A 23,157-nucleotide genomic window follows, 5' to 3' on the forward strand; every position below is an offset into this window, starting at 1 on the left:
CCGTGGCTCCGCGAGAGATCCTGTGTCCGTGAGCCGCAGAACAGTGAGCTCCGGACGATTTGCGCTCTCTAGGACGGGACATCCGGGGGGCGGGTTCACTCATTCACAGGAAATTCTCAAGGAAGAAAGCTCACGCGACTCATGGGTCTGACCAGTAACAAAGTTCTGGCCTTGGCCATCCTCGTGGCCGTGCTGCTGTTCGCAGCCACGATCTGGCTCTGGCCGCGGCTCGCCCGCCGCGGCTGGCGCGCCGTCTCCGGGAGGATCGGGTTGCTGCTGGTGACCCAGCTCGCGCTCTTCGCCGCGGTCGGCCTCGCGGCGAACAACTCCTTCCTCTTCTACGGCTCTTGGTCCGACCTCTTCGGTCAGAAGCAGGACCTCGGCGTGGTCGTGGACCACTCGGCCGGTGGAAAGCGGATCAAGGTCGTCGAGAAGCAGAAGCTGGATGTGCCGGGCGGCTCGCGGCCCGCGACGGGCGGTCAGATTCAGAAGGTCGTCATCGCGGGTGAGAAGTCGAAGATAGACAGCCCGGCGTATGTCTATCTGCCGCCGGAGTATTTCCAAGCGAAATACGCGAAGAGCACATTTCCGGCTGCTCTCGTGCTGACCGGATACCCGGGGACCGCGGAGAATCTGCTCAAGGGGCTGAAGTACCCCAGGACGGCGTATCAGCAGGTCAAGGCCGGCAAGATGCAGCCGATGATCCTGGTCATGCTGCGACCGACCGTCGCGCCGCCGCGGGACACAGAATGCGTGGACATACCGGGCGGGCCGAAGACCGAGACCTTCTTCGCCAAGGATCTGCCGAAGGCGGTCTCGGAGACCTACCGGGTCGGGACCAAGCCCCAGAACTGGGGCTTCATCGGGAATTCGACCGGCGGTTACTGCGCCCTGAAGATCGCGCTGCACCACCCGGAGCAGTTCGCGGCGAGCGCGGGCCTCTCCGCGTACTACAAGGCCGCCGACGACCCCACCACCGGTGATCTTTTCCATGGCAACAAGAAGGAGAAGAACCGGGCCAACCTGCTGTGGAGCCTTGACCACCTGCCGCAGGGGAAGTCGTCCTTCCTGGTGACCACTTCCAAGGAGGGCGAGGCAAACCTCAAGCCGACCCTGCAGTTCATCGACAAGGTGAAGCCGCCCGCGCGCGTCTCGTCGATCACGCTCGACAGCGGCGGGCACAACTTCAACACCTGGCGGCGCGAGATCCCACCGGCTCTGGAGTGGATCAGTGGCAGGCTCAGCGCTTCGTGAACTGTGCTTCGTGAACTGCGCTTCGTGAACTACGTAGCCGACTTGACCGTTTCGATCGTCTCCAGCGCGACCGCGGTACGGGGGATGTCCTGTGCGTCCGCGTCGATCGAGCGGCGCAGCGCCTCGTGCAGCCGGGCCGGTGTCAGGACCCCGAGGAAGCGCCCGGTCTCCTCCTTGTCGATCACCGCGATCCAGCCCGCGTCGTGCTGGAGCATGGTGGCGAAGGCCTGCTTGAGGGAGGCGCCGACGGGCAGCCAGGCCTCCATCCGGCGGGCGTGTTCGCGCACGGAGCCGGGCTGCCGCGCCTGCTCGGCGGAGATCCAGCCGTGCAGATTGTCCTCGTTGTCCAGCACGACGGCCCAGCGGGAGCCGAGCTCCCGGGGCAGCGGGTCGTCGAGATGGACGACGGGCGGCTGCTCCAGATCGCCCTCCTCGATGGGCGTGACGGACAGCCGCTTGAGGCCGCGGTCCGCGCCGACGAAGTCCGCGACGTACGGCGTCGCGGGGGTGCCGAGGACCGCGGCCGGGGCGTCGAACTGCTCGATCCGCCCTTGTCCGTAGACGGCGATACGGTCGCCGAGGCGGACGGCCTCCTCGATGTCATGGGTGACGAAGAGCACGGTCTTCTTGACCTGGGACTGGAGCCTGAGGAACTCGTTCTGCAGATGCTCGCGCACCACCGGGTCGACCGCGCCGAACGGTTCGTCCATCAGCAGCACGGGCGGGTCGGCCGCCAGTGCCCGGGCCACGCCGACGCGCTGGCGCTGGCCGCCGGAGAGCTGCTCGGGATAGCGGTCGCCGTACGTCTTGGGGTCCAGACCCACCAGGTCGAGGAGCTCGGCGGCGCGCTCACGGCCCTTGCTGCGCTGCCAGCCGAGGAGATGGGGGACGGTCGCGGTGTTCTCCAGGACCGTTTTGTGCGGGAAAAGGCCGACCTGTTGGATCACATAGCCGATACGGCGGCGCAGCTGGACGGGGTCGATGGCGGATATGTCGTCCCCGTCGAGGAATATCCGGCCGCTGCTCGGCTCGATCAGGCGGTTGACCATTTTCATCGTGGTGGTCTTGCCGCAGCCGGACGGTCCGACGAGCGTGACCAGTTCGCCCTCGGCGACCTCGAACGACAGGTCGTCGACCGCTGTCGTCCCGTCCGGGTACCGCTTGGTGACGTGCTCGAAACGGATCATGGTTCCCCATTGTGACGGGTGTTGTGTGAAAGCCATGTTGCTGCAATGTGGCGGCCCTCGGCGATTGTCAGTGCTCAGAGATATGGTCGCCAGGCATACATACGTTCGGCACTGCTGGGGAGGTGGGGATGGGTGAGTACGCAGTTTGTGGCGCAAAGCTGCCTGGCGGCCAATGACTGGATCTGCGGGGAGTACGTCCGCACCCGCAGCCAGGAGCTGACCGAAGCGACTGTCCAGCATGTCTGGATCACGGTGGTGTCCGTCCTGATCGGCCTTGCCGTGGCCTTTCCGCTGGCGCTGCTCGCCCGCGCCGAGCCGCGGTTCGCGGGCCCGGTGCTGGGGCTCACGACCCTGCTCTACACAATTCCGTCGCTGGCGATGTTCTCGCTGCTGCTGCCGGTCTTCGGCCTTTCGGCGGCGCTGGTGGTGACCGGCCTGGTGCTCTATTCGCTCACCATTCTCGTACGGAACATCATGGCGGGCCTCGACGCGGTCCCCGACGAGGCGCGGGAAGCCGCGCGAGGCATGGGGTACGGAGCGGGGCGGCTGCTCTGGGAGGTCGAACTGCCGCTCGCGCTGCCCGCGTTGATGGCGGGCCTGCGGATAGCGACCGTCTCGACGATCGCGCTGACGACCGTCGGCGCGCTGGTCGGCAAGGGCGGTCTTGGCAATCTCATCGACGACGGGGTGCAGACCACCTTCAAGGCGCAGGTGCTGACCGCGTCCGTGCTCTGTGTGCTGCTGGCGGCGGTGGCGGATGTGCTGCTGCTCGGACTCCAGCGGCTGCTGACGCCCTGGGCCCGAATACGCACGGTGAAGCCGTCCGTGAAGCCGTCCGTGGACCGCACGGCGAAGGTGAAGGTGACGGGCTGATGGGGGTAGTGGCCGACGCGTGGACGTGGCTGACCACCGGCTCCAACTGGTCGGGGGAGAGCGGCGCCTGGCACCGTCTTGGCGAGCATGTGTACGTCAGCGGGATCGCCCTCGCGCTGGCCTGCGCGATCGCCCTGCCGGTCGCGCTGTGGCTGGGGCATCTGGGCAGGGGCGGCGCGCTCGCGGTCAATATCTCCAACGCCGGACGGGCGATCCCCGTCTTCGCGGTCCTCGCCCTCTTCATGCTCACGCCGCTGCGCAGCGCCGGCTATGTGCCGACGATCATCGCCCTGGTGCTGTTCGCGGTCCCGCCGCTGCTGACCAACGCCTATGTCGGCATGCGCGAGGTGGACAGGGCGGTGGTGGAGGCCGCGCGGGGGATGGGGATGTCGGGCGGCCAGCTCTTCTTGCGGGTCGAACTGCCCCTCGCCTACCCGCTGCTCATGACCGGGCTGCGGTCGGCCGCCGTCCAGGTGGTGGCCACGGCCACGATCGCCTCGATGGTCGGCCAGGGCGGCCTGGGCCGGATCATCACCGCGGGATTCAACACGTACAACACCCCGCAGGTGGTGGCGGGCGCGCTGCTCGCGGCGCTGCTCGCACTGCTCGTGGAGGGGGCGCTGGTTGCGGCCGACCGGCTGCTGAGCCCCCTTCGTAAGACCGTGTGACAACACTTGGACGGAGAACCTGATGATCAAGACCTCGCGCATCGCGGGTGCGGTACTCGGTGTGGTGGCCCTGACGGGTTCTCTCGCCGCATGCGGCGGCGACAGCCTGGAGAAGGAGAAGGGCGGCTCGGCATCGGGCGGTGGGACGGGCAAGAAGGGCGCGCTCGTCGTCGGCGCCGCGTCCTTCACTGAGTCCAAGGTGCTCGCCGAGCTGTACGCGCAGATCCTGGCCGACGCCGGATACAGGACGTCGGTCACCACGGTGAAGAACCGCGAGCTGTACGAACCCTCCCTGGAGAAGGGCGAGATCGACGTCGTACCGGAATACGCCGCGACGATCGCCGAATTCCTCAACGCGAAGGTGAACGGGCCGAAGGCGCCCGACGAGAAGCCGGTGGCGTCCGGCGACGCCGACGCCACCGTCGCCGCTCTCACCAAGCTCGCCGAGCCGCGCGGACTGAAGGTGCTGCCGGCCGGCGCGGCCGTCGACCAGAACGCCTTCGCGGTGAGCAAGGAATTCGCCGAGAAGAACAACCTCAAGACCCTTTCCGATCTTGGCAAGTCGAAGCTCAAGGTGAAGATCGCGGCGGGCGACGAGTGCGAGGTGCGGCCGTTCTGCGCACCCGGTCTGAAGAAGACGTACGGCATTGACGTCACGGGCATCGACCCCAAGGGAGTCGGCACCCCGCAGTCCAAGCAGGCGGTCAAGGACGGCGCCGACCAACTGGTGCTGACCACGACCACCGACGCGGTGCTGGACGGCCTGGTCTTCCTGGAGGACGACAAGAAGCTTCAGAACGCCGACAACGTCCTGCCGGTGGTCAATGCGAAGGACGCGGGATCGAAGGAGATCGCCGACGTCCTCGACAAGCTCACCAAGGTGCTGACCACCGAGGATCTCGCGGAGTTGAACCGCAAGGTGGACGCCGAGCGCGCGAAGCCCGAGGACGCGGCGAAGGCATATCTCGAGTCGAAGGGCCTGCTCAAGAAGTAGTGGCGGTGCGGCCCGGCGTTCTTTCAATGAGAGATTTGCCGGGCCGAGACCCCATTCGGCGTCTACGCACGGTAAATTTCAGGCCATGCCACGTGGACGCCACCGCCATTCCCCGCCCCTTCACAGGCTGCTGCCGCCTTCGGCGGTCGCCGGAGCGTCGGTGCTGTGTGCCGCCGGCGCGTGGTTTCTGGCGGAGCCAGTCGTGCTCCGCTCGCTGGTCACTGCCGCGACGGCCGCTGCCTTGACCGGCGCGGTCCTGATGCGAAGTTGGGACCGGGCCGCCGGGCGCCGGGTCGCTGAGCTCACGCGCGCCCGCGCGAGCGACCAGTGGAAGACCGAGGAGCGCATAGCCGAACTCGAGACGGACGTGGAGGAGTCGCGCGAGCTGCGCGCCAAGCTCGACGCGAAACTGCGGGCAAAGCGGGTCGAACTGGCCGCGCTGCGCAGTGAGCACGCCGCGCTGCTGCGGCGGTACGCGACCGCCGAGACCGAGCGCGCCGGTGTGCTCGAGGACCGACGCCAGCTCGCGCTGGAAGCGGCATCCCCGGTCAAGGCGCTGCCCCCGGCGGGGACCACGCCCAGCCCGGCGACGTATCTGCGCGCCAACAAGGCACTGGACGACCTGTCGCGCAACGCCGCCGCGCAGGAGGCGAAACGTACCGCCGAGGAGGCCCGAGCCCGCGATCTGGCGGAGCGGGGCCGTGAGGCGGACGAGCCGCAGGGGAAGCACGCGGCGGTCGCCGGGGGAGAGCAGCACACCCGCCCGTCGTCCGCCGTCCCCGCTCGTCGTACCGTCCCGGCGGCGGCAGCGATCGTTCCGTACGGTCCGCAGCGCCGTCGGCCCAAGCGCCCCGAGGGCGGCTTCGACTTCTTCGGCACGGGTGGGGACGCCGCTCCCGGCCCCGGTGCGCAAAAGGCGATAGAGGCCGTGCAGAACGAGGACCTCGCGGACGTGGTGGGCGAGGAGCTGGCCGCGCAGCGTACGGCGGACTCGCGCGCGGTCGGCAAGGTCATCGACCTGACCGCGCACGACGAGACGGAGCAACTGGACGTGGCGGAGCTGCGCGACGCGGTGAGCTGACGACAGACCCTGCCGACGGACCCGGCTGACGGTCCGAGTGCCATTTGGTCCGAGTGCCACTCGGACGAGTGCTGCTTCGCCCGAGTGCTACTTGTCGATGTCGCCGACGACGAAGAACAGCGAGCCCAGGATCGCCACCATGTCCGCGACCAGCGTCCCCGGCAGCAGCACCGTCAGCGCCTGGATGTTGTTGTACGACGCCGAGCGGAGCTTCAGCCGGTAAGGGGTCTTCTCGCCCTTGGAGACCAGGTAGTAGCCGTTGATCCCGAGTGGGTTCTCCGTCCAGGCGTAGGTGTGGCCCTCGGGCGCCTTCAGTACCTTCGGCAGCCGCTGGTTGATCGGCCCCGGCGCGAGCTCCGCGATCCGGTCCAGGCACGCGTCCGCCAGTTCCAGCGCGTTGTGGGTCTGGCCGAGCAACACCTCGAAGCGGGCCAGGCAGTCGCCCTCCGCCCGCGTGACGACCTTGAGGGAGTCCTGCAGCTCCCCGTACGCCAGATACGGCTCGTCGCGCCGCAGATCGAAGTCGACGCCGGACGCGCGGGCGATGGGGCCGCTCACTCCGTACGCGTGCACCGCCTGCGCCGGAAGGACGCCCACGCCGCGCGTACGGCCGCGGAAGATCTCATTGCCGAGGACCAGCCGGTCGTACACGTCCATCCGCGAGCGGAGGGCGGCGACGGCTTCGCGGGCCCGGCCGAGCCAGCCCGCCGGGAGATCCTCCTTGAGGCCGCCGACACGGTTGAACATGTAGTGCATCCGGCCGCCGGAGACCTCCTCCATGACGTGCTGGAGGTCCTCTCGTTCACGGAAGGCGTGGAAGATCGGGGTGATTCCGCCCAGTTCAAGGGGGTACGACCCCAGGAACATCAGGTGGTTGAGGACGCGGTTGAGCTCGGCGAGGAGCGTACGGGTCCAGACCGCGCGTTCCGGGACCTCCATGCCGAGCATCCGCTCGACGGCCATCACGACGCCGAGCTCGTTGGAGAAGGCGGAGAGCCAGTCATGGCGGTTGGCCAGCATCACGATCTGGCGGTAGTCGCGCGCCTCGAAGAGCTTCTCGGCGCCGCGGTGCATATAGCCGATGACCGGCTCGGCGTGCTGGATGCGCTCTCCGTCGAGGACGAGGCGGAGGCGGAGGACGCCGTGGGTGGAGGGATGCTGGGGGCCGATGTTGAGCACCATGTCGGTGCTTTCCGCCGCGCCGCCGATGCCGACCGTGGTCTCCGTCATGGCGCCAGTATCCCCCGGCCGGGGCGCGGCCGGGGCTCCGCCCCAGACCTCGGTCCTCAAGCGCCGGACGGGCTTGAAGGTTGCGCGGGGCCGCCCACTCGCTGCACCAGCCAGCCGAAATCACCCAGGCCGCCCCGCGCCCTCAGTTCCGCCGCCTCGCCCGCCGAGGCCAGCGCGCGGACGTACGCCGCGGGGTCGGACGTCGCCAGCGACAGCGGGGGCCGCCTGCCCGTGATGCCCAGGCGGGCGAGCGCATCCCGCTGGGGCAGCAGCTCCGCGCCCGGCAGCGCACACGCGTCCAGCGCCACATGGGAGGTGATGTCGCAGCTGCCGTCCGGAACGGGAGGGACCTCGCGGCCCGCCCGGAAGCCGGTCAGTGTGCCGAAGAGCGGCCGGGCGTCCCGTACGTGCGCATAGTCGGCCGCGACCGCAAGACCGGCCTCCAGCGTCTCCACCGCCGCCGACCACGCCTCGTCGCGCGGGCGGCCGATCTCCGCCCGCGTGCCCGGCTCCGTCAGCGGCCACCAGCGGGCCAGCCAGTCCGCGTCCGCGCCGGTGACGGGGGCGCCGAGGCGTTCCGTGCCGTCCGGGCGTACGAGGACGTAGCGCGCCACCCCGTCCGGATCCACCTCGGCGACGTCAACCGGGACGTTGTCCAGCCACTCATTGGCGAAGAGGAGGCCGCTCACGCCCGCGGGGGGCTCGGCGGTCCACTCGATACGGGGGTCGAGGCCGGCGGGACGGGCGGCACGTTCGACGGCGTACGCCCGGACCGGGAAGCCGGACGGGAGCACCGCCAGCACGCCCGTGAGGAGCTCCCCGCGGCCCGCGCCGACGTCGACAAGCGCCACCTCGTCGAGATCGGCTCCTTCCGCCGCGGTGAGGAGGAGACGTGCGACCGCCGCGGCGAAGAGGGGCGAGGCGTGCACGGACGTACGGAAGTGCCCGGCCGGTCCCTCGGGCTTCAGATAGAAGCCGTCGGGCCCGTACAGCGCGGCCTGGGTCGCTTCCCGCCAGCCGCGCCACTTACACGTCTCACCCGTTGCGTCATCCATCACGCGACCAAGTCTCCACCTTGGGGAGTACGCTTCCGCCGTCCGGATCGCTCCTCCGGTTGACCCTTGCACCTATCTGCTTTCCCTACGCTGGGTTACGTGCAGCTCCTCTATGACTTCATCCGCAGACACCCGACGGGCGTCGACACCTTCTGGGCTGTCGTGCTCTTCGGGTTCTCAATGCTGTGGGTGATCACAGCTGCCCCCGTCGGGGTCGAGCCCCGGACAGCGGCTGCTGTGATCGTTCTCCTGCTGAGTCTGGTCGTGGCGCTGCGCCGCCGTATGCCGGAGAGGATGCTGGTCCTCGCCGCCGTACTGGGCGTCGCCCAGCTCACGCTGGACGTCGAGGTCAACCCGGCCGATTTCGCGATGCTGGTGATCATCTACACCGTCGCCGCGCACGACGGCTCGCGCTGGGCGTCCCGGCTGGCGCTCGTCGGCGGGCTGTCCGCGGCGCCGTTGGCGCAGGTGCGCTGGCCGATGCAGGACGCCGGGGCCGGCGGCAAGATCTTCTTCACGATCGTCATGAGCGCGACCTTCGCCCTCGCCTGGGTGCTCGGCGACTCGATACGGACCCGGCGCGCGTACTTCGCCCAGCTCGAGGAGCGCGCCACCCGGCTCGAGAAGGAGCGCGAGGCGCAGTCGAAGGTCGCGGTCGCGGCCGAGCGCGCCAGGATCGCCCGCGAGCTGCACGACGTCGTTGCGCACAACGTCTCGGTGATGGTGGTGCAGGCAGACGGCGCCGCGTACGTCATGGACGCCGCGCCCGACCAGGCCAAGCAGGCGCTGGAGACCATCTCGACCACCGGCCGCCAGGCGCTCGCGGAGATGCGCAGGCTGCTCGGCGTGCTGCGCACCGGCGACGCCAAGGAGAGCGGTGAATACGTCCCGCAGCCCGATGTGCGGCAGATCGAGGACCTGGTCGAGCAGGTGCGCTGCGCGGGTCTGACCGTGGACTTCAAGATCGAGGGCACACCGCGGCCGCTGCCGAGCGGCGTCGAGCTCACCGCGTACCGCATCGTCCAGGAGGCGCTGACCAACTCCCGTAAGCACGGCGGTCCGGAAGTCGGCGCCAGCGTACGGCTGGTCTACTTCGACGACGGGCTCGGCCTGCTGGTGGAGGACGACGGGCGCGGCGCGGCACACGAGATGTACGAGGACGGCGGCGCCGACGGCCGGGGCCACGGGCTCATCGGCATGCGCGAGCGCGTCGGTATGGTCGGCGGAACGCTGGACGCCGGGCCGCGGCCCGGCGGCGGCTTCCGGATCAGCGCACTGCTTCCCCTCAAGCCCGCCCACTAGAGACGCCGCCCACTAGAGCCCCGCCCACTGGAAGCCTGCCCACTAGAAGCTCGCCCACTAGAGACCGAGGACCCTGCTGACATGTCCATCCGTGTGATGCTCGTCGACGATCAGGTGCTGCTTCGCACCGGATTCCGCATGGTGCTCGCAGCCCAGCCGGACATGGAGGTCGTCGCCGAGGCGGGCGACGGCGCGGAGGCGATCGAGAACCTCCGCTCCACGGCCGTGGATGTGGTGCTGATGGACGTCCGTATGCCGAGGCTGGACGGCGTCGAGGCGACCCGCCGGATCTGCGCGGAGCCGGACGCGCCGAAGGTGCTGATACTGACCACCTTCGACCTGGACGAGTACGCCTTCTCCGGGCTGAAGGCGGGCGCCAGCGGCTTCATGCTCAAGGATGTGCCGCCCGGCGAACTGCTCGGCGCGATCCGCTCCGTACACAGCGGAGACGCGGTCGTCGCGCCGTCCACGACGCGGCGGCTGCTCGACCGGTTCGCACCGTTGCTGCCGAGCAGCGGCAAGGAGCCGCGGCACAAGGAGGTCGAGAAGCTCACCGAGCGGGAGCGCGAGGTGATGCTGCTGGTCGCGCAGGGCCTGTCGAACGGCGAGATCGCGGGCCGGCTGGTGCTCTCGGAAGCCACGGTCAAGACGCATGTGGGGCGCATCCTCACCAAGCTGGGGCTGCGGGACCGGGTGCAGGTGGTTGTGCTGGCGTACGAGACGGGACTGGTGCGGGCGGGCGGGGCCGGCTGATCAGTCTTCCCGTAGGACGAAGTCCAGTCGGTCTTCCCGGAGGACGAGGTCCGGCAGCCCGGGTTTCAGGCGACGAGGCGCCTTGGCAGTTCGGCGCGGCCGAACTCGGGCCCGGTGCACGGTCGGTGGCTTTCTTCTCGATCCTGACGCTGGCGGAGACGGCGCCGGACGCGCTGCGCGCGCTGTCGGAGCGAGCGTTCCGGCTGGTCGCCGACGGGGAGGTGGAGCTTCCCGTGACCGCCGAACTGCCGCTCGTCGAGGCGGCGGAGGCACACCGGCTGATCGAGAGCCGTATGACGACGGGCAAGCTGCTGCTCCGCGTCCAGGGTTAACGCAGCACGGTCTCCAGAAAATCACTCCCCAGCCGGGCGACGGCGGTGACGTCGAGTTGGTGCAGTACGTACCGGCCGCGCCGCCGTGTGGAGATCAGCCCGGCCTTCTTCAGCACGGCGAGATGGCGGGAGACCTCGGGTGCGGTGATCCCGTACGCGTCGGCCAGCTCGCTCGTCGTAAACGGGGCACGGGCGAGGTTGCGGCACAGGCGCATGCGCATGGGGTGGGCCAGCGCCTCCATCCGCAGCTTCAGCAGCTCGACGGGGGCGGGGCCCGGCAGTGCGGGCGAGCCGACCGGGTAGTGGATCACAGGCCGCCAGCCGGGCGCGTGCAGGACCATCAGGTGCGGCCAGCCGAAGCTGGACGGGACGAGGGAGAGCCCGGCGCCGACGGCGGGGTCGACGGCGGTCGTACGTCCGTCCGCGAGCTTGTCGGCGCTGATACGGGTGCGGTCCTCGTCGACCGCGAGCGCGGGCGAGACGGCGTGCAGCGCCTCGGCGAGGCCTTTGTGGCGCAGCAGCTCGCTCTTGTGCCGGGCGTCGGCGGCGAGTTGGGTGGAGACGCGGCGCCAGGTGTCGGCGAAGAAGGCATGGTCGCAGTCCTCGAACAGACGGCGTACCCAGGCGCGTACGGAAGCGGGGTCGTCCAGCAGCCGACGGGTGAAGTCGAGCTGCTTGGGGCCGCGGGTGGCGGCGAGTTCGAGGGCGCGCTCGCGGCGTACGGGTCCTCCCATGTCGTACGCACTGGAGCAGGTGAACTCCAGCGCGGCGGAGACGAACCGCTTCTCGTCCAGCCGGTCGAGCTGGTCCAGCTCTTCGGCGAGGGTGGCGCCGGTGCGTGCGCCGCCGCCGCCGAGCGGGAGGCCCGCGAACGGCATGAAGACGTCCGAGAACGTCGACCGCCACAGAAAGTCGGCCTCGTGCAGCCGGTCGGCGAGGTCGGGCTTGAGCCCGGCGGCGGTGGCGGTGGCCCAGCCGTGCAGCCCGGGATGGTGCCCGGGCTCGGCGAGCGCGTGCAGCGCAACGCCCAGTTCGGCGAGGGGGGATATCTCGAAGACGATGCGTTCAGGGGCCAGGCCCGCGATGTCGATGGTCACGCTCACGCCTCCATGGTGCGGGTAAGGGGGGGCGGGGCTCGCGCCATTTGACGGGGCTCGTCAATCGGCGGGACGGGGGGTGGGGGGCGGGCGCAACGTGAAGGCATGAACGCCATGCATCAGTACATGCTCGACAATTACCGCGCATCCCAGCACGGCGACCAGGCTCCGCCGCAGCCGGGTCTGCACGACTGGCAGGTGGTACGGGAGATCCGCGACTACCGCCGCTTCCGGGCGGTCGTGCCGGGCTGTGGCCCCCACGGCCGCGTCCGCGAAACGCTGACACGCTGGCTCCACCGCCGCCCGCGAAGGCGGGCCGCCTGCCGCTGAGGGGTCCCCGGGTCGCGTGCGGGGGTTGCCCACCCGCCCGCCCTGATTTGTGGGGCAGGGGGTGCCCCCGCCCCTGCGGAGCGGCGCGAGGCTTCGCCCGGGGGGGTTGCGAGGCGGCACGCTGCCGCTGAGAGCCGCGAGGCCGGGTCCCCCCAGGGGGATGGGGAGCATCCCCAGTTCCGGGAAGGGGCGGGGTGGGGGAAGCTACCCCACCCGCCGCACAAACTCCGCCACCGCCTTCCTCACGTCCTCCCGCGTCCACTCCAGCCCCTCTGCCCCCACCGTCACCTCCGTGACCGCGATCCCCGGCGGGCAGCCCTCCGTGAACCACCTGCGGAACAGCGTCACTCCCGTCTCCTCCGACTGGCCCAGCGCCGCCGCGTTCAGCGCATCCGCCTCCGACGCCAGCCAGACCTGGAACTGGTGAGTGTGCGGCTCTTCCGGGTGGATGCGGAACCACGGGACGCCCGCCTCCGCCAAGCCCTCCCGCAGCGCCGCCGCCACAACCTTCGCGTGGGCGACGTACGACGGGAGCCGTGGCAGCTCCCGTTCCAGGCCCAGCAGCGCCGACAGGGCCGCGGGGTACTGCTGGAAGATCTGGCCGCCGTAGCGGTGGCGCCAGGCAACGGCCTCGTCGACCAGCTCCGGCGGGCCCGCCAGCACCGCGCCCGAAATCGCGTCCAGGGACTTGTAGAAGGACACGTACACGCTGTCCGCCAGCGACGCGATCTCGTCCAGCGTGCGGCCGAAGTGCGGGGCGCACTCCCACAGGCGCGCGCCGTCGAAGTGCACCACTGCATCGCGTGAGCGCGCCGCCTCCACGACCGCCACCAGCTCGTCCCATGTCGGCAGGACGAAACCCGCGTCCCGCAGCGGCAGTTCCAGCATCAGCGCCCCGAAGGGCTCGTCGAAGTCGTGTACCTCGTCGGCCGTCGGCAGCCGCGGCGCGTTCGTCGGGTGGACCGTACGCAGCCCGCTCACCACCCCGAACGCACCCCGCTCGTGCAGCTCCGGATGCGCCATCGGATGCAGCGCGACCGTCGCGTTCCCGGTACGCCCCGCCCAGCACCGCAGCGCCACCTGCTGTGCCATCGTCCCAGTTGGGAAGAACGCCGCGGCCGGGAAGCCGAGCACCTGCGCCACCCGCCGCTCCAGCTCGGCGACGACCCCATTGCCGTACACGTCGGTCCACTCGTCGAGGCCGTAGACCGCCCCCGCGTCCGCGGCAAGCGCCGTCAGCCGCTCCCCGACGCGGCGGTCCGCTGAGGCCCGCCACAGCACCCGGTGCGAGGCCCGCCACGCGGCGAGCCTGCGCCGCCGCTCGTCCTGCTCGCCCACTTCAGCCTCTTCAGCTTCAGCCATGCCCCGATCATCGCCCACGCCGCTGCCCGCGTCCTCGCCCACAGCCTGTGGACAACCGCAAGGGTGCGAGTGGCGCTGGCGTAGCATGACGAGAAATCGTCCGGTACCCCCCGCGGACTGGAACGGAAGGCCCCCGCCGCGTGAATGCCACAGCACCACAGGAACCGCTCGACCCGCGGGACCGTCCAGCACGCCTGACCGTCGGCGTCGTCGGAGCCGGCCGCGTCGGCCCGGCCCTCGCGGCGTCGCTTCAGCTGGCGGGACACCGGCCGGTCGCCGTCTCCGGCGTCTCGGACGCGTCCGTACGACGGGCGGCCGTGCTGCTCCCCGACGTACCGCTGGTGACCCCCGCAGAGGTACTCGCCCGCGCCGAACTGGTGCTGCTGACCGTCCCGGACGACGCGCTGCCTGCGCTGGTCGACGGACTCGTGGAGACCGGTGCGGTACGCCCCGGTCAGCTGCTTGTGCACACCTCCGGGCGGTACGGCGCGAAGGTGCTGGATCCCGCCATGCGGGCCGGCGCGCTGCCGCTCGCGCTGCACCCGGTGATGACGTTCACGGGGACGAGCGTGGATGTCCAGCGGCTGGCGGGCTGCTCGTTCGGAGTGACGGCCCCCGAGGAACTGCGGCTGGCCGCCGAGGCGCTGGTCATCGAGATGGGCGGCGAGCCCGAGTGGATCGAGGAGGAGGCCCGCCCGCTCTACCACGCGGCTCTCGCCCTCGGCGCGAACTACCTGGTCACGCTGGTCGCGCAGGCGATGGAGCTGCTGCGTACGGCGGGGGTCGCCGCCCCTGACCGGATGCTCGGCCCGCTGCTCGGCGCGGCCCTCGACAACGCTCTGCGCTCCGGCGACACGGCCCTCACCGGACCCGTCGCCCGCGGCGATGCCGGCACCGTCGCCGCCCACGTCGCGGAGCTGCGCAAGCACGCGCCCGGCATGGTCGCCGGTTATCTGGCGATGGCGCGCACCACCGCCGACCGGGCTCTCGCGCACGGCATGCTCAAACCGGAGATGGCGGAGGATCTGCTGGGCGTCCTCGCGGACGGTGACCCCCGATGAGCCGCAGTTTCGAACTCGTACCGACGCGCGAGGCGCTTCAGTACGCACTCGACCACCCCGCCGCCCCCGGCCGCACCGCCGTCGTGATGACCATGGGCGCGCTCCACGAGGGTCATGCCTCCCTGATCCGCGCCGCCCGCGCGGAGGTCGGGCCCGAAGGCTTCGTGACGGTCACGGTCTTCGTCAACCCGCTTCAGTTCGGCGCGGGCGAGGACCTCGACCGTTATCCCCGTACCCTCGAAGCCGATCTCAAGACGGCCGAACAGGCGGGCGCGGACGTGGTGTTCGCACCGTCCGCCGACGAGGTCTACCCCGGCGGCGAGCCGCAGGTCAGGATCGCCGCGGGCCCGATGGCCGAGCGCCTTGAAGGGGCTTCGCGCCCCGGCCACTTCGACGGCATGCTCACCGTCGTCGCCAAGCTCCTCCACCTCACCCGCCCCGATGTCGCTCTCTTCGGCCAGAAGGACGCGCAGCAGCTCGCCCTGATCCGCCGTATGGTCCGCGATCTGAACTTCCCGGTCGAGATCGTCGGCGTGCCGACCGTCCGCGAGAGCGACGGCCTCGCGCTGTCCAGCCGCAACCGCTACCTGTCGGCGGCGGAGCGGCGCACCGCGCTCGCCCTGTCCAGCGCGCTGTTCGCGGCCCACGACCGGCTCGCCGCCCAGCAGGCGCTGCACGCCCGCGCCGAGGCCACCCCCGGTACGCACGCCCGCGCCGCCGCGCTCTCCGCGATCGGCGAGGCGCGGGCCGCGGCCGACGCGCACGCGGTGGCCCAGGCGGGACCGGGCGGCGCCGACGGCGTACGGGCCGCGGCCCGCGCCGTCCTCGACGAGGCGGCGCAGGCCGTGCCGCCCCTCGTCCTCGACTATCTGGCCCTGGTCGACCCGGCCACCTTCGCCGAGGTCCCCGACGACCACACCGGCGAGGCGATCCTCGCAGTGGCCGCGAAGGTCGGCGCGACGCGCCTGATCGACAACATCCCCCTGACCTTCGGGCCCCCGGTCTTCGAACCGCCGCCCCTCGAATCTCAGCCCGTCGAATCTCCGCCCGCCGAGTCGCCGACGCCCGACTCCCCGACGCCCGGCCATCCCCCGACCCTCGACCCCCCGACCTTCGGAGCCGCCAAGTGACCGGAATACGGCTGACCGCCCCCGCTCCCGGCTGGGCCATCGACGCCGACGTCGTAGTGGTCGGCTCCGGCGTCGCAGGCCTCACCGCCGCGCTGCGCTGCGCGGCCACCGGGCTGAGCACGGTCGTGGTCACCAAAGCCCGTCTGGACGACGGCTCCACACGCTGGGCCCAGGGCGGCATCGCCGCGGCGCTCGGCGACGGCGACACCCCCGAGCAGCACCTGGACGACACCCTCGTCGCGGGCGCGGGCCTGTGCGACGAGGAGGCGGTACGCACCCTGGTCACCGAGGGCCCCGACGCCGTACGCCGGCTGATCGCCACCGGCGCGCACTTCGACACCTCCGAGGCCGGGGAGATCGAGCTCACCCGCGAGGGCGGCCACCACCGCCGCCGTATCGCGCACGCAGGCGGCGACGCGACGGGCGCCGAGATCTCCCGCGCCCTGGTCGAGGCGGTCCGCGAGGCCGGTCTGCGCACCATTGAGAACGCCCTGGTCCTGGACCTGCTGACGGACGCCGAAGGCCGTACGGCAGGCATCACCCTCCATGTCATGGGCGAGGGCCAGCACGACGGCGTCGGCGCCGTCCACGCCCCCACAGTGGTGCTCGCCACCGGCGGCATGGGCCAGGTCTTCTCCGCCACCACCAACCCCGCCGTCTCCACCGGCGACGGCGTCGCGCTCGCGCTGCGCGCCGGAGCGGAGGTCTCCGACCTCGAATTCGTGCAGTTCCACCCGACGGTGCTTTTCCTCGGCGCGGACTCGGAGGGCCAGCAGCCGCTGGTCTCCGAGGCGGTACGGGGAGAGGGCGCTCATCTCGTGGACGCATCCGGCACCCGCTTCATGCTCGGACAGCACGAGCTGGCAGAGCTCGCCCCCCGCGACATCGTCGCCAAGGGCATCATGCGCCGCATGCAGGAACAGGGCGCGGCGCACATGTACCTCGACGCCCGCCACTTCGGCGCCGAGATGTGGGAGCAGCGCTTCCCCACAATCCTGGCGGCCTGCCGCGCCCACGGCATCGACCCGGTCACCGAGCCCGTCCCGGTCGCCCCGGCCGCCCACTACGCCTCAGGCGGTGTCCGCACGGACCTGCACGGCCGCACGACCGTGCCCGGGCTCTACGCCTGTGGCGAGGTGGCCTGCACGGGCGTCCACGGCGCGAACCGGCTGGCCTCCAACTCCCTTCTGGAGGGCCTGGTCTTCGCGGAGCGCATAGCCGCGGACATCGCCTCCCGCGCCCCGCTACGGGCCGGTGCGGCCGCCGAGCCCGCCACCCCGTCCGTACTGCCGCTCATCGCCCTCGAGGCACGCGCCGACATCCAGCGGATCATGTCGCAGGGCGCCGGTGTGCTCCGCTCGGCCAGTAGCCTGGCCGACGCGGCGGCCGCGCTGGACGCGGTCCACCGCAACGCCGTGAATGACCAGGAGGGTTCGGGCAAGACGGCCGAGCCCGGCGTCGAGTCGTGGGAGACGTCGAACCTCCTGTGTGTGGCCCGCGTGCTGACCACCGCGGCCCTTCAGCGCGAGGAGACCCGCGGCTGCCACTGGCGCGAGGACCGCCCCGAGCGCGACGACGCCGACTGGCGCCGCCATCTCGTCGTACGTCTCGCTCCCGACCGGAGCCTCGTCGTCCGCCGCACCGAGAACACCGCTTTCGCCCCGACCGTCCTCGACGCCCCCAGGGAGCCGTAACCGTGAGCACGCCCGAAGAACGTCCGCGTCCCGTGGACGTACCGCTGATCCAGATCGGCGCCCCCGCGAGCGAGGCGGGCGGCTGCGGAGACGCCTGCGGCTGCGGAGACGACGAAGCGTACGAGTGCGGTCTCGACCCCGCCCTGGCCCGGCTGCTCGCCGACGCGGGCCTCGACCCGGTCCAGGTCGAGGACATCGCGCACCTCGCGCTCGGGGAGGACCTCGACGGCAGCGTGGATGTGACGACGGTGGCGACCGTCCCCGAGGACGCCGTCGCCACCGGCGACTTCACCGCCCGCGAGGCGGGCACGGTCGCGGGCCTGAGGGTCGCCGAGGCCGTCCTGTCGATCGTCTGCACCGAGTCGTTCGAGGTGGAGCGGCACGTCGAGGACGGCGACCGCGTCGAGGCGGGACAGAAGCTGCTGTCCGTCACCACCAACACCCGCGATCTGCTCACCGGCGAGCGCAGCGCGCTGAACCTCCTGTGCCGCCTGTCCGGCATCGCGACCGCGACCCGCGCCTGGGCCGACGTGCTCGAAGGCACCAAGGCCAGGGTCCGCGACACCCGTAAGACGACGCCCGGCCTGCGCGCCCTGGAGAAGTACGCGGTGCGCTGCGGCGGCGGCGTCAACCACCGTATGTCGCTGTCCGACGCCGCCCTGGTCAAGGACAACCACGTGGTGGCGGCGGGCGGCGTCGCCGAGGCGTTCAAGGCCGTACGGGAAGCCTTCCCCGACCTCGCCATAGAGGTCGAGGTGGACACCCTCCACCAGGTACGCGAAGTCCTCGACGCGGGCGCCGACCTGATCCTGCTGGACAACTTCACCCCGGCCGAGACCGAGGAGGCCGTCGCGATCGTCGCGAGCCGCGCCGCCCTGGAATCCTCCGGCCGCCTCACTCTCGAGAACGCCCGCGCCTACGCCGAGACGGGCGTCGACTACCTCGCGGTGGGCGCGCTCACGCACTCCTCGCCGATCCTCGACATCGGCCTCGACCTGCGCGAGGCAGGCGTCTGATGCTGCTCACGATCGACGTCGGCAACACCCACACCGTCCTCGGCCTGTTCGACGGTGAGGAGATCGTCGAGCACTGGCGCATCTCCACCGATGCCCGCCGCACCGCCGACGAACTGGCCGTCCTGCTCCAGGGTTTGATGGGCATGCACCCGCTGCTCGGCGACGAGCTGGGCGACGGCATCGAAGGCATCGCCATCTGCTCCACCGTCCCCTCCGTCCTGCACGAGCTGCGCGAGGTGACCCGCCGCTACTACGGCGACGTGCCGGCGGTCCTCGTCGAGCCCGGCATCAAGACCGGTGTACCGATCCTGATGGACAACCCCAAGGAGGTCGGCGCGGACCGCATCATCAACGCGGTCGCCGCCGTCGACCTGTACGGCGGCCCGGCGATCGTCGTCGACTTCGGCACGGCGACGACCTTCGACGCGGTCAGCGCGCGCGGCGAGTACGCGGGCGGTGTGATCGCCCCGGGTATCGAGATCTCCGTCGAGGCGCTCGGGGTGAAGGGCGCCCAGCTCCGCAAGATCGAGCTGGCCCGCCCGCGCAGCGTGATCGGGAAGAACACCGTCGAGGCGATGCAGTCCGGCATTGTGTACGGCTTCGCGGGCCAGGTCGACGGCGTTGTACGGCGCATGAAGGTCGAGCTCGCGGACGACCCGGACGAGGTCACCGTGATCGCGACCGGCGGTCTGGCCCCGATGGTGCTGGGTGAGGCGTCGGCGATAGACGAGCACGAGCCGTGGCTGACCCTGATCGGCCTGCGCCTGGTCTACGAGCGGAACGTCTCCCGGATGTGACGTTTCCAGGCGCGTGGTCCCCGTGGCCGGGGGCGTTGCTGGTTGCTGCCCGGTGGGTGGTCTCGCGGGCGATCCCCGATGTTTCCGGGTTTCCAGGGGGCGAGGTGCCCGGGCGCCGGGCCCGTACCGGGGTGCCTGCTGGTGGGGAGGGGCCGTGCAGGGTCGTCCCCGCAGGGGATCGGCGGCCGGACGCGGTGATCAACACGGACCCCTTGCTGCCGCCGACCCCGAGGAGTCGAGCCCGGAGGGGCACCGGAACCCGCGGCACCGGACAACATCGCGACCCGCACCGCGGACCCCGCGCCCCGCGGCACCGGGCAACCCCGCAGCCCGCACCGCGGACCCCGCGCCCCGCGGCACCGGGCAACCCCGCAGCCCGCACCGCAGCCGCAACCCGCGGCCCGGCCGCGCATCCGCCGCGCCCGGGCTTGCTCAATTAACCCGATTTTGTCCAAGTCGCACGTATCGTCGGCCCATGCCCACGCCATACGGATCCCGCGGCGGCATGGCCTTCAGCGCAGACGAGCTGCGTGTGCTCCGACGCGCCCTCGCCATCGCCCTCCATCCCGTCCCTCTCGCCGACGACGACGTCCAGGACGCTCTGCGTCTGGCCGATTCCGTGGACGAGGCGGTACGCGAGGCCGGCCGACTGCGTACGTTCCTCCTCGCCGACCTTGTCCGCTACCGCGAAGCGCTCCCCGGCTCCGCCACGGGCTATCTGGAGCTCCTCCAGGACGCCCTGGCCACCGGCTACCACCCACGCCCCGAAGACCTGGCCGCGCTGCGCACGCTGCGCTCCAACCCCGTCGGAGCCGCCGTGCTGCACCGTTGCCAGACGCTCGCCGAGCAGTCCGTACGCGCCCGGCTGGCCGGCCGCGCGGTGCGGGCCGTGGCCACCGCCCCGGCCCCCCGCACCCGGCTCCTCGCGCTCGTCGGCGGCCGCGCTGCCGAGGACCCCAAGCCGCAACAGAAGCCCCAGCAGAAGCCCCAGCAGAAACCCCAGCAGAAACCCCAGCCCAAGCCGCCCGCGCCGGGCGAGAAGCCGGTGCCGAAGCCGTCCGAGGTCTTTCCGCCCCGCCGTCGGCCCGTGCCCCCGCCCGAACAGCTCGCGGCCGGATAGCTACTCTGGGAGCCATGGACTACGTATCCGCGCTCCTGCCCCCCGTGGTGATGGCCGTCTTCTTCACCGCTCTGGTCGTGACGATCGTCAAGAGCCAGGGCGGCCCGAACAAGGCCAAGGAGGATGCGATCGTGGACGCCGCCGTGGCTCGCGCGCAGTCCGCCAAGCAGGTCGGCCGCGACGACTGACCCCGTCGCACACCGAGGACGTACGGCCGATTTTTAGCCGTACGTCCTTTTTGTTACGTCAATAACCAGCCATTCCGACGTCTCCCACTATGGTGGTTATGTGCCCCGCCAATTGGGAGAGCTGGAAGACGCCGTCATGACACGCGTCTGGCAATGGAACCGGCCGGTCACCGTCCGGGAAGTCCTCGAAGACCTTCAGCAGGAACGGTCCATCGCCTACACCACCGTCATGACCGTAATGGACAATCTCCATCAGAAGGGCTGGGTCCGCCGAGAAGTCGACGGCCGCGCCTATCGATATACGGCGGTCTCCACCCGGGCCGCGTACTCGGCCGCACTGATGAACGAAGCCTGGTCCAAGAGTGACAACCCGGCGGCCGCACTTGTCGCCTTCTTCGGCATGATGTCGCCCGAGCAGCGTGAAGCGCTCCTTGCCGCGGTCCGACTCGTTCAGGGGGATGTTCAGAGCGAGGTTCCTGGCGGGGTTCAGGGTGAGGTTCAGGGTGAGGTTCCTGGCGACGAGGCCGCCGACGGCGGGACGTCCCCGGAGCGATAGCGTCGGGGCATGCCTTATGCCGCAGCAAATGCCATCACCGTCAGGCGGGCCAGGACCAGCGATGTGCCGTCGGTCCGCCGACTCGTCGACCCGTACGTGAGTGAAGGCATCCTGCTCGACAAAGCGACGGTCACTCTTTACGAAGCCATCCAGGAGTTCTGGGTCGCGGAACGCGACGAGGATGCCAGGGTGGTCGGCTGCGGCGCACTGCATGTGATGTGGGAAGACCTCGCGGAAGTGCGTACTCTCGCCGTCGATCCCGCCTTCAAGGGCACCGGCATCGGACATCACGTACTGGACAAGCTGGTGCGGACGGCCCGCTGGCTGGGAGTACGCAAGGTTTTCTGCCTCACCTTCGAAGTGGACTTCTTCAGCAAGCACGGCTTCGTGGAGATCGGTGAGACACCGGTCGACGGAGATGTCTACAGCGAGCTGCTGCGTTCCTATGACGAGGGCGTCGCGGAGTTCCTGGGGCTCGAACGAGTGAAGCCGAACACCTTGGGCAACAGCCGGATGCTTCTGCACCTGTGATCACCGCTTGAGGCGGATCCCTATGTCCGAATCGCGCACGTTTCCCGTGTTCTCGAGGTTCTGAACCTCTGCCAAGGGTTTGTGTTTTCCAGGGAAAAGCGGTTTCCTTTCCGCGTACTGCATTTTCGATGAAAGGAAATCCGGTGGCACAGAAGGTTCAGGTCCTTCTTGTCGATGACCTCGACGGTGGCGAGGCGGACGAGACGGTGACGTTCGCTCTGGATGGCAAGACCTACGAGATCGACCTCACCACCGCCAATGCGGACAAGCTCCGTGGTCTGCTCGACCCGTACGCCAAGAGCGGCCGGCGTACCGGCGGCCGTGCCGCGTCCGGCCGTGGCAAGGGCCGTGCGGCTGCCGGCGGCAACAAGGACACCGCCGAAATCCGTGCCTGGGCCAAGGCAAACGGCTTCGAGGTCAACGACCGCGGCCGAGTCCCGGCAACGGTCCGCGAGGCTTACGAGAAGGCCAACGGCTGAGTATTCGCACGCGGCGTATTCGTACGCAGCAATCGGGCCCGGTGGCACTCAGTCGCCACCGTGTCCACAAGTCGTACGAGATCGGGGCTGATTCCCCCACCGGCTGCGGCACTGCGCCCGAAAGGGACCAGGGCCGGCAGCGTCGGCTCCACCTCGCGCCCCGGCACGGGGGGTCGCAGCCATACGGCGGCCCCCCGGGAGCCAGGGCATCCCGGCGGCGGCGGGGCGGTCATCAGGCCGCCCGCGCCGATGGCGGTCAGATCGAGAGCGATCCCGCCCCACTCCAGCCACTCGAGCAGCCCAGGCAGCTCGTCGGCGCTGCCCGCGGCCACCAGGAGCCGCATTCTGTGCCCCATGAGGGCCACGGGCCCGGCGGTCTTCGTCCGGCGCAGCACAGCGGCGCCCGCGTCGGCGGGCAGCTCCAGCACATCGAAGCGCAACCCGGTCAGCAGCCGCACCGGCGACCCGTCGGCGGTGGCCCAGCCGAGGTCGTTCTCGTACCACCGCGCTACGCCGCCGTCTGACGGCGTGCGGGGGAGCGGGACGGTGAAGGGCATACCCCGGGAACTCCCGACCAGCCCCGGGGGTTACGCAGAGTGGAGCCCCGATTGCGAACGGTGCCCGACTTGGGGGTGTGTGGGCGCATTCGGGGGCGCAAGTTTGTTCGCCCGTAGCTGAGGGAACCGGTGCGAGCCGCATGGACTGTCAGTGGTTACGGGTAAGACATTCCTAGTGGGAAGGGGCGACACGCCTGCTTGGCCGTCTCACGTTCGCCATCGGCGTAGTGATGGTGAGGGTAACTGCCTGGCCTGCGGGAACATCGTCTCGCACCATCGGGTTGGAGCAGGTGTCGGCGTTCAGCGGTCAGGAGGCCATGGACGGGTGTCGGCAGTTGGAATGAGCGGTCCCCGCTTGCGGGACTAAGCTGCGGAAGGACAGGGAGGGGATCGTCCCCAATCTTTCTGACCGCTCTGAGGAGCGATTAACGATGTTCGAGAGGTTCACCGACCGCGCGCGGCGGGTTGTCGTCCTGGCTCAGGAAGAAGCCCGGATGCTCAACCACAACT

Annotated in this window: 25 protein-coding genes; 19 read left to right on the forward strand and 6 right to left on the reverse strand. The window is 70.4% G+C overall.

Annotated features, from left to right (window positions below):
- The first annotated feature begins 141 nt into the window (after positions 1-141).
- Positions 142-1,254, forward strand: coding sequence for an alpha/beta hydrolase (locus ACH492_RS35855; protein WP_398992966.1), 1,113 nt, complete (start codon positions 142-144; stop codon positions 1,252-1,254).
- A gap of 29 nt (positions 1,255-1,283) precedes the next feature.
- Here ACH492_RS35855 and ACH492_RS35860 read toward each other — a convergent pair whose 3' ends face one another.
- Positions 1,284-2,441, reverse strand: coding sequence for an ABC transporter ATP-binding protein (locus tag ACH492_RS35860; RefSeq protein ID WP_398992968.1), 1,158 nt, complete (start codon positions 2,439-2,441; stop codon positions 1,284-1,286).
- A gap of 132 nt (positions 2,442-2,573) precedes the next feature.
- Here ACH492_RS35860 and ACH492_RS35865 point away from each other — a divergent pair, with 132 nt between their 5' ends.
- From ACH492_RS35865 to ACH492_RS35880, 4 genes are all read left to right on the forward strand, one after another.
- Complete coding sequence (locus tag ACH492_RS35865) at positions 2,574-3,314, forward strand: ABC transporter permease (RefSeq protein WP_398992970.1); 741 nt, start codon at positions 2,574-2,576, stop codon at positions 3,312-3,314.
- Positions 3,314-3,982, forward strand: coding sequence for an ABC transporter permease (locus ACH492_RS35870; protein ID WP_307661895.1), 669 nt, complete (start codon positions 3,314-3,316; stop codon positions 3,980-3,982). Before ACH492_RS35865 ends, ACH492_RS35870 begins: the two co-directional genes overlap by 1 nt.
- Before the next feature lie 22 nt (positions 3,983-4,004).
- Entirely contained in the window at positions 4,005-4,976 is a 972-nt protein-coding gene (locus ACH492_RS35875; RefSeq protein ID WP_398992972.1) for an ABC transporter substrate-binding protein, read from the forward strand.
- 85 nt (positions 4,977-5,061) lie between these two features.
- Entirely contained in the window at positions 5,062-6,057 is a 996-nt protein-coding gene (locus tag ACH492_RS35880) for a hypothetical protein (protein WP_398992974.1), read from the forward strand.
- An 87-nt stretch (positions 6,058-6,144) separates the two neighbouring features.
- Here ACH492_RS35880 and ACH492_RS35885 read toward each other — a convergent pair whose 3' ends face one another.
- Positions 6,145-7,287: an NADH-quinone oxidoreductase subunit D gene (locus ACH492_RS35885; protein WP_398992976.1), complete on the reverse strand. Its 1,143-nt coding sequence runs from the start codon at positions 7,285-7,287 to the stop codon at positions 6,145-6,147.
- Positions 7,288-7,343: 56 nt separating this feature from the next.
- Entirely contained in the window at positions 7,344-8,342 is a 999-nt protein-coding gene (locus tag ACH492_RS35890) for an SAM-dependent methyltransferase (RefSeq protein ID WP_398993005.1), read from the reverse strand.
- 99 nt (positions 8,343-8,441) lie between these two features.
- Here ACH492_RS35890 and ACH492_RS35895 point away from each other — a divergent pair, with 99 nt between their 5' ends.
- The 3 genes from ACH492_RS35895 (at position 8,442) to ACH492_RS35905 (ending at position 10,729) form a co-directional block, all read left to right on the forward strand.
- Positions 8,442-9,644 (forward strand): sensor histidine kinase, encoded by a 1,203-nt coding sequence (locus ACH492_RS35895; RefSeq protein ID WP_398992978.1) that lies wholly within the window; start codon positions 8,442-8,444, stop codon positions 9,642-9,644.
- A gap of 81 nt (positions 9,645-9,725) precedes the next feature.
- Positions 9,726-10,397, forward strand: coding sequence for a response regulator (locus ACH492_RS35900; RefSeq protein ID WP_398992980.1), 672 nt, complete (start codon positions 9,726-9,728; stop codon positions 10,395-10,397).
- The gene (locus ACH492_RS35905; RefSeq protein ID WP_398993006.1) at positions 10,397-10,729 is read left to right on the forward strand and encodes a zinc-binding dehydrogenase; all 333 of its coding nucleotides are present in this window, start codon (positions 10,397-10,399) and stop codon (positions 10,727-10,729) included. The genes ACH492_RS35900 and ACH492_RS35905 overlap by 1 nt, the downstream gene beginning before the upstream one ends.
- Here the strand turns inward: ACH492_RS35905 and ACH492_RS35910 are convergent.
- Positions 10,726-11,832: a DUF5937 family protein gene (locus ACH492_RS35910; protein WP_398992982.1), complete on the reverse strand. Its 1,107-nt coding sequence runs from the start codon at positions 11,830-11,832 to the stop codon at positions 10,726-10,728. The genes ACH492_RS35905 and ACH492_RS35910 overlap by 4 nt on opposite strands.
- 99 nt (positions 11,833-11,931) lie before the next feature.
- Here ACH492_RS35910 and ACH492_RS35915 point away from each other — a divergent pair, with 99 nt between their 5' ends.
- Positions 11,932-12,156, forward strand: coding sequence for a hypothetical protein (locus ACH492_RS35915; protein WP_398992984.1), 225 nt, complete (start codon positions 11,932-11,934; stop codon positions 12,154-12,156).
- A 204-nt stretch (positions 12,157-12,360) separates the two neighbouring features.
- Here the strand turns inward: ACH492_RS35915 and ACH492_RS35920 are convergent, their stop codons facing one another.
- Positions 12,361-13,518 (reverse strand): threonine aldolase family protein, encoded by a 1,158-nt coding sequence (locus ACH492_RS35920; RefSeq protein WP_398992986.1) that lies wholly within the window; start codon positions 13,516-13,518, stop codon positions 12,361-12,363.
- Positions 13,519-13,658: 140 nt separating this feature from the next.
- Here ACH492_RS35920 and ACH492_RS35925 point away from each other — a divergent pair, with 140 nt between their 5' ends.
- From ACH492_RS35925 to ACH492_RS35970, 10 genes are all read left to right on the forward strand, one after another.
- On the forward strand, positions 13,659-14,579 hold the full coding sequence (locus ACH492_RS35925) for a Rossmann-like and DUF2520 domain-containing protein (protein WP_398992987.1): 921 nt from the start codon (positions 13,659-13,661) through the stop codon (positions 14,577-14,579).
- Positions 14,576-15,709 carry a pantoate--beta-alanine ligase gene (gene panC / locus ACH492_RS35930; RefSeq protein ID WP_398992989.1) on the forward strand — a complete coding sequence of 378 codons (1,134 nt, stop codon included), beginning with the start codon at positions 14,576-14,578 and terminating at the stop codon, positions 15,707-15,709. Before ACH492_RS35925 ends, panC begins: the two co-directional genes overlap by 4 nt.
- The gene (locus ACH492_RS35935) at positions 15,706-17,403 is read left to right on the forward strand and encodes an L-aspartate oxidase (protein ID WP_398992991.1); all 1,698 of its coding nucleotides are present in this window, start codon (positions 15,706-15,708) and stop codon (positions 17,401-17,403) included. Before panC ends, ACH492_RS35935 begins: the two co-directional genes overlap by 4 nt.
- Positions 17,404-17,405: 2 nt before the next feature.
- Entirely contained in the window at positions 17,406-18,419 is a 1,014-nt protein-coding gene (gene nadC, locus ACH492_RS35940) for a carboxylating nicotinate-nucleotide diphosphorylase (protein ID WP_398992993.1), read from the forward strand.
- Positions 18,419-19,216: a type III pantothenate kinase gene (locus ACH492_RS35945; protein ID WP_215098503.1), complete on the forward strand. Its 798-nt coding sequence runs from the start codon at positions 18,419-18,421 to the stop codon at positions 19,214-19,216. Before nadC ends, ACH492_RS35945 begins: the two co-directional genes overlap by 1 nt.
- A 505-nt stretch (positions 19,217-19,721) precedes the next feature.
- Positions 19,722-20,336: a hypothetical protein gene (locus ACH492_RS35950; protein ID WP_398993008.1), complete on the forward strand. Its 615-nt coding sequence runs from the start codon at positions 19,722-19,724 to the stop codon at positions 20,334-20,336.
- Positions 20,337-20,350: 14 nt separating this feature from the next.
- On the forward strand, positions 20,351-20,524 hold the full coding sequence (locus tag ACH492_RS35955) for a hypothetical protein (RefSeq protein ID WP_398992995.1): 174 nt from the start codon (positions 20,351-20,353) through the stop codon (positions 20,522-20,524).
- A 100-nt stretch (positions 20,525-20,624) separates the two neighbouring features.
- Complete coding sequence (locus tag ACH492_RS35960) at positions 20,625-21,080, forward strand: BlaI/MecI/CopY family transcriptional regulator (protein WP_398992997.1); 456 nt, start codon at positions 20,625-20,627, stop codon at positions 21,078-21,080.
- Between the two features lie 9 nt (positions 21,081-21,089).
- Complete coding sequence (locus ACH492_RS35965) at positions 21,090-21,611, forward strand: amino-acid N-acetyltransferase (RefSeq protein ID WP_398992999.1); 522 nt, start codon at positions 21,090-21,092, stop codon at positions 21,609-21,611.
- Positions 21,612-21,754: 143 nt separating this feature from the next.
- Positions 21,755-22,090 (forward strand): Lsr2 family protein, encoded by a 336-nt coding sequence (locus ACH492_RS35970; protein WP_398993000.1) that lies wholly within the window; start codon positions 21,755-21,757, stop codon positions 22,088-22,090.
- Here ACH492_RS35970 and ACH492_RS35975 read toward each other — a convergent pair.
- Positions 22,069-22,647, reverse strand: coding sequence for an SCO3374 family protein (locus ACH492_RS35975; protein ID WP_398993001.1), 579 nt, complete (start codon positions 22,645-22,647; stop codon positions 22,069-22,071). The two genes, ACH492_RS35970 and ACH492_RS35975, sit on opposite strands and share 22 nt — an antisense overlap.
- Between the last annotated feature and the right edge of the window lie 510 nt (positions 22,648-23,157).

The organism is Streptomyces sp. NPDC019443 (genome assembly GCF_044389785.1).
Taxonomy (GTDB): Bacteria; Actinomycetota; Actinomycetes; order Streptomycetales; family Streptomycetaceae; genus Streptomyces.